General features: G+C 66.2%; 10 protein-coding genes. 4 read left to right on the top strand and 6 right to left on the bottom strand.

From position 1 onward, the window contains the following. Positions 1 to 66: 66 nt before the first annotated feature. From I55_RS02075 to I55_RS02065, 3 genes are all read right to left on the bottom strand, one after another. Positions 67 to 1,008, bottom strand: coding sequence for a glutaminase (locus tag I55_RS02075; protein WP_044558799.1), 942 nt, complete (start codon positions 1,006 to 1,008; stop codon positions 67 to 69). A 125-nt stretch (positions 1,009 to 1,133) separates the two neighbouring features. Next, a complete protein-coding gene (locus I55_RS02070) occupies positions 1,134 to 2,594 on the bottom strand; it encodes an MFS transporter (RefSeq protein ID WP_044558798.1) in 1,461 nt (486 codons plus the stop codon). 14 nt (positions 2,595 to 2,608) lie between these two features. Next, positions 2,609 to 3,607, bottom strand: a complete 999-nt coding sequence (locus I55_RS02065) for an alpha/beta fold hydrolase (RefSeq protein ID WP_044558797.1) — start codon at positions 3,605 to 3,607, stop codon at positions 2,609 to 2,611. 231 nt (positions 3,608 to 3,838) lie between these two features. Between I55_RS02065 and I55_RS02060 the strand changes: the two genes are divergently transcribed. Then, entirely contained in the window at positions 3,839 to 4,729 is an 891-nt protein-coding gene (locus I55_RS02060; RefSeq protein WP_044558796.1) for a LysR family transcriptional regulator, read from the top strand. 11 nt (positions 4,730 to 4,740) lie between these two features. Here the strand turns inward: I55_RS02060 and I55_RS02055 are convergent, their stop codons facing one another. The 3 genes from I55_RS02055 to I55_RS02045 form a co-directional block, all read right to left on the bottom strand. Next, positions 4,741 to 5,730, bottom strand: a complete 990-nt coding sequence (locus tag I55_RS02055; RefSeq protein WP_044558795.1) for a nitrilase-related carbon-nitrogen hydrolase — start codon at positions 5,728 to 5,730, stop codon at positions 4,741 to 4,743. A 26-nt stretch (positions 5,731 to 5,756) separates the two neighbouring features. Further along, entirely contained in the window at positions 5,757 to 6,827 is a 1,071-nt protein-coding gene (locus I55_RS02050; protein WP_044558794.1) for an LLM class flavin-dependent oxidoreductase, read from the bottom strand. 158 nt (positions 6,828 to 6,985) lie between these two features. Next, positions 6,986 to 8,059, bottom strand: coding sequence for an LLM class flavin-dependent oxidoreductase (locus I55_RS02045; RefSeq protein WP_044558793.1), 1,074 nt, complete (start codon positions 8,057 to 8,059; stop codon positions 6,986 to 6,988). Between the two features lie 220 nt (positions 8,060 to 8,279). On the opposite strand from I55_RS02045, the gene I55_RS32645 reads away from it, so the two are divergent. The 3 genes from I55_RS32645 (at position 8,280) to I55_RS02030 (ending at position 12,656) form a co-directional block, all read left to right on the top strand. Next, a complete protein-coding gene (locus I55_RS32645; RefSeq protein WP_049973753.1) occupies positions 8,280 to 9,212 on the top strand; it encodes a LysR family transcriptional regulator in 933 nt (310 codons plus the stop codon). A 329-nt stretch (positions 9,213 to 9,541) separates the two neighbouring features. Continuing rightward, entirely contained in the window at positions 9,542 to 10,165 is a 624-nt protein-coding gene (locus I55_RS32640; protein WP_049973752.1) for a hypothetical protein, read from the top strand. A 73-nt stretch (positions 10,166 to 10,238) separates the two neighbouring features. Next, positions 10,239 to 12,656 (top strand): TonB-dependent receptor, encoded by a 2,418-nt coding sequence (locus I55_RS02030; protein ID WP_049973751.1) that lies wholly within the window; start codon positions 10,239 to 10,241, stop codon positions 12,654 to 12,656. The last annotated feature ends 914 nt before the right edge of the window (positions 12,657 to 13,570 follow it).

The following is a 13,570-nucleotide window of genomic DNA, read 5'->3' as shown; positions in this document are numbered from 1 at the left end:
ATTTGCCATGGCAAGGAAGGCCGCGACACCCATCTGGCCATGGACTTCGTGGAAGCGCCCGCCGCGTCATCGATCTGGCGGGCGGCCGGGGTTGAACAGGCTCCACCCCGTGGCCTCGGCCAGGCGCTCCAGGGCGAGGCTGCCCAGCTGGGAGTTGCCGTTGGCGTTCAGGCCGGGGGACCAGACGGCGATGGAGGCCCGGCCGGGAACGATGGCCAATATGCCGCCGCCGACGCCGGACTTGGCCGGGATGCCGACACGGAAGGCGATGTCGCCGCTGGCGTCATAATGGCCGCAGGTAAGCATCAGGGACAGGATGCGGCGGGTCCGTAGGGACGAGATGGTGCGGCCGCCCGCCGGATGGCAGCCATCCAGCATCAGGTAGCGCCCGGCGGCGGCGAGCTGGCGGCAGGTCATCTCGATGGCGCAGGCATGGAAATAGGTGCCCAACACCAGATCAGGCGCATGCCGGAGCACGCCGTAGGACTTCATGAAATGGGCCAGGGCCCGGTTGCGTTCGCCTGTGCGCTCCTCCGACCGGGCAACTTCTTCATTGATGGCGATGGTTTCATCCTCCGCCAGATAGCGGACGAACTGGACAAGTTCGCCGATGGCCTCACGGGGTGGATGCCCGGCCAGGTTCACATCCGTCACGACGATGGCGCCGGCATTGATGAAGGGGTTCCGCGGAACCCCCCGCTCCGCCTCAAGCTGGACGATGGAATTGAACGCCGTGCCGGAAGGCTCGCGCCCCACCCGTTCCCACAGCTGGTCCCCCGCCTTGCCCAGGGCCAGTGTCAGGGAAAAGACCTTGGATATCGACTGGATGGAAAAGCCGACCTCATCGTCACCGCCGGCGTGGCACGCCCCATCGGCGGTATAGACCGCCATGCCAAACCTGGCGGGGTCGACCTTGGCCAGGCTGGGGATGTAGGTCGCGACCTTGCCACGATCGGGCGCGGCGCGCATCTCGTCGACGATGTCCTGGATGATACCTTTGAGAGTCACGGGCGCTGCCACATCATACGGACTGGAAAAAGACCGCTACCCCGGCGGTCATGGCAGGTTAGCAGCCACGACCGACAGCGTCACGCCCGCCGCCTCTCCCGGGCCGTCTCGCGGCATGGACCGGATTATTGGCCGGTGCCGGGCTCCGCCGGCCGGGACGCGATGCGCCGGCGCAGGATGTCATGCCGGCGCTTGTCCAGCGGAAAGCGCCAGATGACCAGGCCACCGGCGATCTGCAGCACACCGGGCAACAACAACACCGTGAACAGCAGGCCGAAGGTGGCGAAGGGCCCGTTCCCGGCCCCTTCCTTCACGTTGTAATGGAACAGCCCCAGCAGGATGAAGCCCAGGCCGCTGCCGATGGCCGTGGCGATCTTGGTGATGAGCGAATAGAAGGCGAAATAGGAACCGGCCCGCGCGGTGCGGGTGCGCCAGGTGCCATAGTCCACCACGTCGGCCAGCATGGCGGCGGGGGCCACGAAGCTGCAGGCGCTGGAGAACGCCACCAGGAACAGGATGACGGCGCCGATCAGGGCCACCATGGCCTGGGTGTGGGCCCGGGGATCGATGAACCAGAACGCCTGGATCGACACCGCCCCCACCACCATGGCGACCGTATAGGCGCGGTGTTTGCCAATGCGGTTGGCCAGGCGCACCCAGGCCGGGATGGCCAGCACGGTGACACCGCCGAAACCCATCATGAGATAGGGGTACCAGGGCCCGATCTTCAGGTGGCTGTCATAGAAGGTGAACAACAGCGCCAGCATGCCCTGGCCGAAGGCGGCGATGAAGAAGCCGCAGACGTAGGTCCAGAACGGCTTGTTGGTGCGCATGGAGCGGGCGAGGCCCGGGAAGTCCAGCCCCTCCCGCGTCGTCGCGGTCCCAGAGGGGGTGAAAAGGACCGACACGACGGTCAGCACGGCGATGATGGGCAGGAAGATCCAGTACAGCGCCTTGAACATCTCCATCGAGAAAGCGGAACTGCGGGTCACCCCCAGCCAGAACAGGACGATGGGCGCCAGGTTCTTGATGATCACGCCCAGATTGGTGCTGACCCCGCTGAAGCCGGTGACGCGCGAGCGGTCGCGGTAATCGGGGCTGAGTTCCGCGCCCCACGCATAGAAGGTGACCGTGGTCATGGTCCAGCCGATGTCATAGGCCAGCCGCCAGAAGGCGAAATAGCCGATGCCGCAACCGGCGGGTGGCATGAACAGGTAATAGCAGGCCACCAGCGTCAGCACCGTGCCGGCGATCATCCAGGGCTTGCGGGCCCCCAGCCGGGTGCGCGTCCGGTCGGACAGATAGCCCACCACCTGGTCGGAAAAGGCGTCGAAGATGCGGATGGTCAGCAGCGAGACGCCGATGGCCTCCAGCGACAGCCCCAGTTCCTTGGCATAGAGCTGGGGCAGCATGACGTTGATGGCCAGCGCGAAGAGCGACGGGCCCAGCGCCATGGCGGCATAGGCCAGCAGCGTGAAGGTGGACAGGCGTCCGTCGCCTTCCCCCACCGCCGTCGCCGTTTCCGCCGCGGGCTCATCCCCCGGTGGGATCGCCACCGGCTGCCGGAGGGTCGCGGGTTTGGCCATGGCGTGCGTATCCTTCAGGGGCTGGCGGGCGCGGCGTTGTCGGCCGGCAGGGCGTCGAGAAAGGTCTTGAGGTCGGCACCGGTGGGGCCCGGCAGTTCCAGCATGGGATAGTGGCCGACGTCGGGATAATGGATGATCCGCATGGGGGCATTGGCGAACATCCGCCGCGCCTCCTCCGCCCGGTCGATGGGCAGGACGATGTCGCGGTCGCCCCATTGCAGCAGGATGGGCACCGTGACGGCCGCCGCCTCATCTCCCGCGCCGGTCTTCCAGAAGTTCTTCTGGTTGGCCTCCAGGTACTGGGTGACGCGCTTGAAGCCGCCGGGGATGTTGTTGGTCTCATAATACCAGCGCACGGTCTCGGCCTTCAGCCGCTCCGGCCGGCCGTAAAGCTGCGCCAGGGATTCCCGGTAGAAGATCTCCGGACTGTAGTTGGGCACCAGGTTCAGGTGCAGCCACAGCAGCGTCGACACGAACCAGGAGACGGGCGTGGGCGGCGGCGCCTTCAGCGGCAGGGTGGACAGCGCCAGCGCCCGCACCTTTTCCGGATGGCGGGCGGCGTAGAGCGTGGCCAGGGTCGCACCGCTGGAACTGGCGACGATGACGAAGCGCTCCAGCTTGCGCTGCTCCACGAACCGCTCCACCAGGGACAGCGCGGTGGGCATGCCCCGGGACGGCGTGGGGTCGACGGTCAGGCCGTACGGCGGCCAGTCGAGACGGACGACGCGGTAGCCGCCCTTCAGCAGCTGATCGGCCCAATCGTCCCACAGGCGCAGGTTGGTCATGGAGCTGTGCAGCATCAGGACGGCGGGCCCCTGCCCCTCGTCCCGCATGTGCACCAGCGCGTCACCCACCCGCTCGAAGCGCGAGGGTGGCGTGGCCTGGCGTGCCCGCACCGCCTCGTATCCGGGGTTCCACCACCCCAGCCGCATGCTGCCCAGAAGTGCCGCCGCAAGCAGGAGCAGCGCGCCCAAGGCCAGGGCGGCGATGCGCCCGAAGCCGAAACGTCCCATTGCCCATCGCCCTGTTTTTCGTGTCCTTGTCTGCCGGGAATGATGCCGGCCGGTCCCCTTGGGCACTAATTGATTCGGCGTGCCCGTCCATGCAATCCGTCTATGGCGACACCGTTCAGACAATGAATTGCTGCGATTGACCGACACGCGGACATGATTTTTCCGGCAAATTGATTCAAGGCCGCCGAAGACGCCCAATCTGACAAGGGCGCACAACCAGGATCGGGCAAGATGCAGCTGAGACAAATCCGGCACTTCCTGGCGGCTGTGGAACACGGCTCCATCACCCAGGCCTCGGTCGAGCAGAACGTCACCCAGCCGACACTGACGCGCAGCATCCAGAAGCTGGAGGAATCGCTGAAGGTCACGCTGCTGGACCGGGGCCGCTCCGGCGTGGCGCTGACCCGCTACGGCGAGGCCTTCGCCGAGCATGCCCGCATCATCCTGAACGGCACGGCCCACGCCACCGCCGACCTGTCGGCCATGCGCGAGGGCCGCCTGGGCCACGTCCGCCTGGGCCTGGGCCCCAGCGCCGTGCAGGAGCCCATCGCCGCGGCGCTGAGCGAGGTGTGCGGCGAGCGCAGCGACCTGTTCATGTCGCTGGATTATGGCGAATTGGCGGTGCTGATGGGCAAGCTGCGCCGGGGCGAGATCGACGCCCTGGTCGACATCTGGCGCGAGGGCCTGGACGAGGCCGGCCTGGTGGTGACGGAGATTGGCGCCGTGCCCATGGTGCTGGTGGCGCGGGCGTCCCACCCCCTGGCCGGCCGCCAGGGCGTGACACGCGCGGATCTGGCCGCCGCCGCCTGGGCGGTCTACGACACGCCGGGCGCCGACGCCTTCTATTGCCGGATGCTGGGGGTGGAACGCTCGATCAACCCCATCCGCATCCGCTGCGCCCTGCCCGGTATGCTGCGGCTGATCGCGCTGAAGGGGGACTACCTGACCCTGGTGGCGCTGTCGGACGTCGCCCAGGAGGTGCAGCGCGGCGACCTGGTGGAGATCGACAGCGAGGTCGAGCCCTTGAGTTCCCGCCTCTGCATCATCACCCGGTCACGGTCCTATGTGACGACGGCCCTGCGCTTCACCGTCAATCGCCTGTCCGGCGCCATGCGGCTCTGAGCCCCGGCGGATCACGGCTCGCGGTAGGCCTTCATCCCGCGCCACACCGCCGCCTCCACCCCGACGATGCGCGCGGCATCGGCGGCGGGGGCGTCCGGCAGGATGTTGCGGGGCCAGGGGGCGGCCTCGTGCCGGCTGTCATGGATGGGCTGGATCTGCGCCAGGAAGTTGGCGGCCGGCGTGGCCCGCCAGGCCCTGAGGGCCGCCATGTCCACCGTCGCCAGCGTGAACGCCCCGGCGGCCACGCCGGCGGCGGCGCCCTTGTAGTCGTAGATCTCGGGCGGCGGCGCGTCCTCGCCACCGGCGACGTTGGTAGCGGCGATATTGGTCCCAGCAACATTGGTCATGGCGAAATAGATCATGTTCTCGAACGCCCGCGCCTGGCGCGCCACCCCCGCCCCCGGCCGGCCCATGTAGTCGATCCGGGGGGTGGCCGCGATGGGGTTGATGACCAGTTCCGCCCCCTTCATCGCCAGGGAGCGGATGGCCTCCGGCCAATGCGGCTCCGCCCCGATGGTGAGGCCCAGGCCGCCCAGGGGCGTGTCCAGCACCGGCAGGAACGCATCCGGCCCGAACGCGTCGACGAAGGCGTCATGCACGTCGATGGGACTGGTGCGCAGGGAGAACGCGTAGTTCTTGCGATGGACCAGCGCCACGCCCCGGTCCGGTGTCAGGATGGCGGCCGACAGGAAATAACGGCCGGGGAAGGCCGCGTGCCGTTCCGCCGCCTGGATGACGACATAGGCGCCGGCCCGCTGCGCCGCCTCGGCGATGCGGTCGGTCTCGGGGCCCGGGAAGGTCAGGCTGCCCGCCACCCACTGGTCGTTGGACAGCATGGCATGGCCGGTGAGCGCGAATTCCGGGAATGCGACCAGGCGCGCCCCATGGTCGCCCGCCGCCCGTTCGATCTGCGCGCAATGGCGCGCCACATTGTCCGCCAGGGCGTCAGGCAGGAAGGCGCCATCGGCGGCGAACGCCCGCACCGGCGCGAACCGGCACATCGCAATAGTATAAGGGGCGGGCGCCGTCATGCCACACGCGGCGCGGCGGCGGCCAGACGGCGGAGAGGCGGCGCGATCTCCGCGCCGATGCGGGCGGTGTCGCCCAGGTTGTCGAAGCCGGTGATGAGGAAGTTGTCGATGCCGGCGCGGTAATAATGGCCTAGGGCCGCCACCAGCGTATCCGGCGCTCCCACCAGGCACATGACCTGGGTCCGCCCCTGGGTGGCCAGGGTCAGGCCTGTCCACAGGCAGGGGTCGTCAGCGGCCACGTCCGCCTCCACCGCCTTCCGCGTCACATCGTCGGCGGCCCTGCCCAGGTCGCGGCCCAGCAGCCCCCGCGCGGCCTGGTTCTCCTCCACCGTGGCGAGCAGGCGCGCCGCCCGCTCCCAGGCGGCGGCATCGGTGTCGGCGATCACCAGGCGCATGGACATGGAGAAGCGGGGCGTGCGGCCATGGGCCCGCGCCGCCGCCTTGACCATTTCCACCTGGCCCCCGATCTGGGCGACGCTACCCGGCCCCAGGGCATAGACATCGGCCAATTCCGCGCCATAGCGGACGCCCAGTTCCGATGCCCCGCCCCAGAAGATGGGAATGGACGGCTGCGCCGGCCGCACCTCGGAAAAGGCGCCTTCGAAGCGATAATAGTCGCCCGTATGGTCGATGGGGGCCTCGGCCGCCCACATGGCCCGCAGGATGCCGACATATTCGCGTGACCGGTGGTAGCGTTGTTCCTTGGTCAGATAGTCGCCGTCGTTGCGGGTCTCGGCGTCGCTGAAGGCGGTGATGATGTGCACCCCCACCCGGCCGCCGCTCAACTGGTCCAGCGTGGCCAGGGCGCGGGCCGCCATGGTGGGGGCGATGAAGCCGGGGCGGTGGGCGATCATCAGCTTCAGCCGGCTGGTCGCCGCCGCCGCCCAGCCCGCCACCGCCAGGCTGTCGACCGAGCGCGCGTTTTGCCCGATCAGTATGCGGTCGAAGCCCGCCTCCTCATAAGCGCGGGCATATTCGGCGATGAAGGCCGGGTCGAATGGCATCGGCGGCCCCTTGCTTTCCTCGGAGGCGCGCGTTCCGGCCAGTAGCCCCACAATCTCTATCATCGATTTTCCTTGAATGCGTGGCCATGGCGACGTTGGTGGCAGGGCCGGCCGCTTCGGGCCGGCGCCGGGTCGCGATGCCTTGTTCCCAACGGCCGGCATGATGGCGCGGCCGAATGGTGCGGAAAAATGAGATTTACCGCCTCGGGCATGCGCGAAATCTATGGATGCGTTTTCCTGTCATAGGCGTCGGCCGCCGCCCGCAGGGCCGGAATGATGTCGCGTCCCACCCATTCCACATCATCCAGGCCATGATAGCCGCGCACGATGAAGCCGCTGACACCGGCGGCGTAATAGTCCATCAGCGCGTCGACCAGCTGGTCCGGCGTGCCCACCAGCGTGCCGCTGTTGCTCTGGCCGCCGCGCAGCTTGTTAATGCCGTTCCAGAAGCATTTCTCCAGCCGGTCGCCCTGCTGCGCCAGGTCGGCCGTGCGCTGGAAGCCGGCCGCCGCCGGTTTTCCGGCATTGGCGGGCCGGGGCGGTGTCAAATCGCGGATGCGCCGTTCGATGCGCGCGGCCTCGTCCCAGGCGGCGTCCTCCGTCTCGCCCAGCACGACACGGATGGACATGAGGAAACGGGGGTCGCGCCCGGCGGGGGCCGCCGCCCGCACCTTGGCCACCACCTCGGCCATGCCGGCCACCGTGTCGCTGAGGGTGGCGAAGGTATCGGCGCACTCGGCCCCCACCGCGATCGCCTCCGGCGACAGGCCGCCGAAATAGACGGGAATGCTGGGCCGCGTGGCCTTCACCGCCGCGAAGCCGCCGTTGAAGCGGTACCACGCGCCCTCGTGGTCCACCGGCGCCGGCGCCGCCCAGATCTGGCGCAGGATGCCGATGTATTCGCGCGACCGCTCGTAACGCTGGATCTTGGTCAGATAGTCGCCGTCCGCCTGGGTCTCGACATCGCTGGCCGCGGTGATGATGTGCACGCCCAGGCGGCCCTTCAGCAGCAGGTCCAGGGTGGCCAGCAGGCGGGCCGCCATGGTGGGCGCGATGAAGCCGGGACGGTGGGCCAGCATGACGCCCAACCGTTCCGTCACCGCCGCGACATAGCCGGCGGTGGAAATGTTGTCAGGCATGACGGCCGCGTTGGCGATCAGCACGCGGTCGTACCCATGGACATCGTGCAGCCGCGCCTGCGCCGCGATCCCCTGGACGTCGTAATGACTGAAAGGAACGGGATCGATCTCCGTCCCCAGATTATGGTTCAGCAGCCCGTTTATTTCGACCGGCATGGTTACCCCCTGTTTTTGAATGTTCCCTCGAACGCCGGGCGCCAGGCGCAGCCGCGCCCTTTGGCGGCATGAGGGATGCCGCCGGCAACGCGTTGAATTGGTGATTAATTTCGGGAGTGACGGTATCCACCCATCGAATAGGCGGCAATTGCTTTTTTGTTTTGCCCCTATACCTTGGATTTATTGGTGAGGCATTGATTGGCAGGAGGAACCGCGACCCATGGATCTGCGGCAATTGCGGCACTTCATCGCCGTGGTCGAACAAGGATCGTTTTCACGCGCCGCCCAGCAGGTGCACCTGACGCAACCGGCCTTGACCCGCAGCATCCGCGCGCTGGAGGATTTCGTGGGCACGCAATTGCTGGACCGGGGCGCCAGCGGCGTGCGCAGCACCCGCGCCGGCCAGGCGATGTACCAGCACGCCAAGTTCATGATCAACGAGGCGGAGCGCGCCCGGCATGAGGTGCGGCTGGCGGCGGAAGGGTTGGGTGGCGAACTGACCCTGGCGGTGGGGGAGATGTTTGTCGACCATCACATCCATCGCGCCATCGCCCGCCTGGTGACGGAACATGACCAAGGGTCCGTTCCCCAGGTGTCGGTCACCGTGCGCCAGGTCTTTATCGAGGAGGCCGTGCCCCTGCTGCTGGACGGCCAGGTTGACCTGGCCCTGGTGGTGGCGCCAGCCAGCCGCATGGGGCCGGGTCTGGCGTTCCAGGCGTTGGCGCCCGTGCCCTTCGCCGTCTTCGCCGGGGTGGACCACCCGCTGGCGGGGGCCGCGTCCCTGACCATGGCCGACCTGACGCGCCAGCGCTGGGCCCTGCTGGACCGGCCGCATGCGGATGATTTCATGGTGCGCTATTTCGCGGGTGGCCGGCAGGCCATGCCATCGGCATCGGTGCGGGTGGACAGCCTGGCGCTGATGCGGTCCCTGGTCCTGCATGAGGGATTTCTGGCGCTGCTACCCGCCGACATGGTGATGGGCTCGACCGCCACGGCCCTCGCGGCGCCGGACATGCCGATCGTCCGCCAGGCCGGCCTGCTGCACCGGTCCGACGCGCCGCTGCGGCCCCTGGCGCAGCGCCTGGTCGCCCTGCTGCGCGACACCTTCCCGGCTGGCCCGGCCGGCCAGGCTGGCGGCGTTAAGCGAACTTGACATCCGCGGCACGAGAGCCAGTTCCGTGCCGCCGCCGCTCCCTCGGTCGGGGGGCCAGGGCCGGCGTGACAAGGTTCTGGCCATAAACAATTTGTATGCCCGCGCAATCACTTTGCATTTCCTGCACACCGTCGCCCTTCCCCATACTCAAATCGACAGGCAGGCGGGCAATCCCGCAAGGGCGTGCCGAAAGCGCACACGGTTTTCCGATTTTGAAATGACATGACGGCCGCGCCAAAGGCGGCCGCATGACCGTGCGTGTCCAGATGCCGCGATTTCCAAAGCGACAGGGGGCGTTTGTGGGCGTGCACATTGATCCGTTTCGCGCAGTGGCGTTTCTGCATGTGGTGCTGTTCGCCTATTGGCTGGGCACGGACCTGGGGGTGTTCATCACCAGCATGGGGGCGAACAAGGCCGACCTGACCGGCAACGCGCGGGAACGGTTGCGCAAGGCCAGTGGCCGTATAGACATGGGTCCGCGCACCGCCATGGTGCTGATGGTGCCGGTGGGACTGACCCTGGCCAGCAACTGGGGCTTGCCCTTGGGCGGCATGGCGTTGGCGGCCCTTTGGGTGGCCGCCGGCGCCTGGCTGTGGCTGGTGTGGATGATCTATCTGCGCCAGGGCACGCCCTGGGCCAGGCTGCTTTTCAAGGTCGACCTGGGCGTGCGCGTCCTGGCCACCCTGGCCTTCATGGGGCTGGGCATCACCTGCCTGGTGACGGGATCGCCCGTGGAAAGCCGCTGGCTGGCCACCAAGATCACGCTGTTCGGCGTGCTGCTGCTGCTGGGCGTCCTGGTCCGCATCCTGCTGCTGATGAAGCCGCCCGTGCCCCCCGTGCCCGGCGCGCCCTTCGTGCCCGCCCCCTTCTGGAATCCCTTGCGCCTGACCGTCTTCGCCATCTGGGGACTGGTCCTGGTCATGGCCTTCCTGGGCGTCACCAAGCCCTTCTGACCGTTCTCCATAATTGGGGAAAATCCCACAGCGCACGCAAAACCAACGAATATTCAAAGAACAGGGGCATCATATGGCTAATTTCAACATGCGCATGCGCACCGCCACGTCGCTGCTGGCGCTGCTGATCGCAGGCGCCACCTCATCCGCCTACGCGCAAATCAGCACAGCCGCGACACCGCCGGCCCCGCAAGCCGCGGCCGCCGACACCGCCGGCGCGGACGAACTGACTGAAATCGTGGTCACCGCCCGCAAGACGGGCGAGGACATCCTGAAGACCCCGGTGGCGGTGTCCGCGCTGACGGCCGAAGACATCGCGGCGCGCGGCATCGTCTCCGTCCAGGACATCTCCGCCTTCACGCCGGGCATGAAGGTGGTCAACAGCAGTGCCGGCCGTAACGACCGGTCCTTCCAGCAGGTCATCATCCGCGGCTTCACGCCCTCTAACGCGCTCTCGCAAACGACATCGATCTTCCTCGACGGCGTGCCGGTGTCTTCCGCCACCGCCATCAGCAACGTCACCGATCCGGAACGGGTAGAGGTGCTGAAGGGTCCGCAAAGCGCCTATTTCGGCCGCCAGACCTTCGCCGGCGCCGTCAACGTCATCACCAGGGACCCGAACACGGACGATTGGGGCGGTTCCATCAGTGGCATGTTGGGCACCCGCAACAACCGCGACTTCCAGGCCGAACTCAGCGGCCCCATCGTTTCCGACAAGCTGGGCATCCGGGTGGAAGCGCGCGAGTTCGCCAAGGATGGCTCCTACACCAATGCCGGCGTGCCAGGCCAGACCCTGGGCGACCAGGAAACCCGATCGGGCAGCGTGGCGCTGAAGTTCACGCCCAGCGAACACTTCACCGCCAAGTTCTACGGCATGATCACCGCCGATGACGACGGACCGTCGGCCCAGGGCTTGATCAGCGCCTACACCATCACCGGCGCCAGCGGCAATGTGGTGGTGCCCAGCCAGTCCAACTGCACGCTGAATGGCGTGACCGCCTTGGGCGTCGCGGTCAAGAACGCCTACATTTGTGGCACGGCGCCCAAGCTGATCGGTTCGCCCTCGGCCAACACGGCCAATGACGCCTTCATCAAGACCTTCCTGGCGAATCCCACGAGCCGCCTGATCGACCCGGGCGATGGCGTACAGGGTTATGGCCTGGTCAGCCAGTATTATCACCTTCATCTGGCCATGGACTACGAGGTGCCGGAAACGAACCTGGTCATCAGCTCGCTCACCGGTTACAACCACGAATATTATAGTGAATTGGCCGACCTTGATAACTACTACGACACCACCCAGACCAATCCCTACGGTGGCACCGGCTCACGCAGTTATTTTGACTACCCCTACCTGGTGGAGCGCAAAAACGAGGATGTGTCGCAGGAACTGCGCGCGACCTACAACCAGGGTCCCTTCAGGGGCACACTGGGCGCCAGCTTCCTGGACGCCAAAAGCCAGAATGCCCTGGGTGGCGGCAACGGCGCGCTTGGCGTCACGTCCTTCTCCACCATCAACGGCATGACCCGCAGCAAGACGGTGGGCGTGTTCTACGGCCTCAGCTACCAGCTGACCGACGCGTTGACGGTCAGCGTGGACGGCCGCTACCAGGTGGATCATCTGTACGCCTACGCCCCGCCGTCGGGCCTGACGGTCAAGTCCAACGCCTTCCTGCCCATCGACACCTACGCGGGCGGCGCCCAGATCGCCAGCCATGAGTACCAGAGCTTCCTGCCGCGCGCGATCATCCAGTACGACGTCACGCCCGACACCATGGTCTACGCTTCGTATTCCGAGGGCGTGAATCCCGGCGCCTTCAACACCGCCTTCCTGTCCGGCACCGCGCTGGTGCAGCAGACGGCGGCGGCCAACGGCTACAAGATCGAAGTGGAGCCGGAGCAGATCGACAATTATGAGATCGGCATCAAGGGTAAGCTGTTCGATAACAGGGTGCGGTACACCATCGACGCCTACCGCGCGGTCTGGAAAAATCAGATCAACAACGCGGCCATGCTGATTTTCGATCCCAGCACGGGCTCAAGCCAATCGGTCAACGCCACCCTGAACGCTGGCCGTGTGAAGATGACGGGTGTCGAGGGTGACATCACAGCCGTTCTGGCGCATGGCCTGCAACTGAACGTCAGTGGCGCCATCAACGACAGCTACATCGAGAAGCTGGTCTCCCCCTCGGTGACGCAGATGACCGGCGTCACAGACTTCACGGGCAAGGAGGACCCGCTGACGTCCAAGTATTCCGCCGCCATCGGACTGCAGTACACCCACGACTTGGACCTGATCGCAGGGTCGAGCGCCTATGTCCGCGGCGACTTCACCTACAAGTCGGGTGTTTGGTCGGACGCCGCCAACATCCTGAGGTCGCCCGACCTGACCAACGTCAATCTGCGTTTAGGCCTGAACACCAAGACCATCAGCGCCGAGTTTTTTCGTGACCAACTTGTTCGACAACCACAACTATACGAGTGTCATTGACGGATCGTTGCTGAACAAGACCTTCAGCTATTCCATCAACGCGGCCGCGATCGCCGCCCTGCCGGACCTGCGGACCTTCGGCGTGAAAGCCAAGTATTCGTTCTAAGGCCGCCACCATCCCCCTTCCCGAGGCCAGGCGCGGCCAGCAGAATGGCCCGCCGGCCGACGGGAACGGCATGATCGGCCCACCTTTCCAGCCCCAGCGCCCATAGGACCGCCGCCAAGCAGACTCTCTGAACTCCGCCCACACATGGACGGGCTCGGAAATCTGCTAAAATATAGAGTCGGCAGGTGCCTCCAGGCCGAGGGCCGGTCCCGGTCTTGGTGGCATGGCGTAAGTGGAAGCATTTGACCTTCCCATTGCAGCGAGGGCGGACGGCAGTTCGGGCGCTCCCCTCCGTCCCCGCAACGCTGCACAACGCTCCTGATCGGCGCCGGTCAGGCCCCGACCTTCTGCCACCTTCTGTCGTCGTTTCAGTTTGTTGCCTTACCCTCCCAAGGATTTCTACTTCGGCGCCAGTTCACAGCCAGAGCCCAGTTCGGCCGCACCCAGCGCCGTCAGCACCGCGCTGTCGGCCTGAACGGGCGTAGTCGCTCCATGATGTCCAGGGATCCAGCTCCACCACTTTCACACTGCCGCCACCAACTGAAACTATGACGGGAAAATATATAGTTACCTATACCAATGGATTGCTTTTTGCCCGCCCGCCAGGATTGAACATGGATAAAATTTATGGATAATACAACCAGGCGCTTAGTTTGGTCAGGAACCGCGTAGACGATCCGAACCAATCGCGCCTTTGATTGCTGAAATTGGGAGGAAACATGCTTCGCTCAAGCAAAGCAAAATTTCGGATATTTCGAATAATATCCGGCAATATTATCTATTTATCGATATTATCAGCCCAGGCATG

The sequence above is a fragment of the Azospirillum sp. B4 genome, from assembly GCF_000333275.1.
GTDB lineage: Bacteria > Pseudomonadota > Alphaproteobacteria > Azospirillales > Azospirillaceae > Nitrospirillum.
The sequence above is the reverse complement of the archived record's forward strand: the minus strand, read 5'-3'. Positions and strand labels throughout refer to the sequence as shown.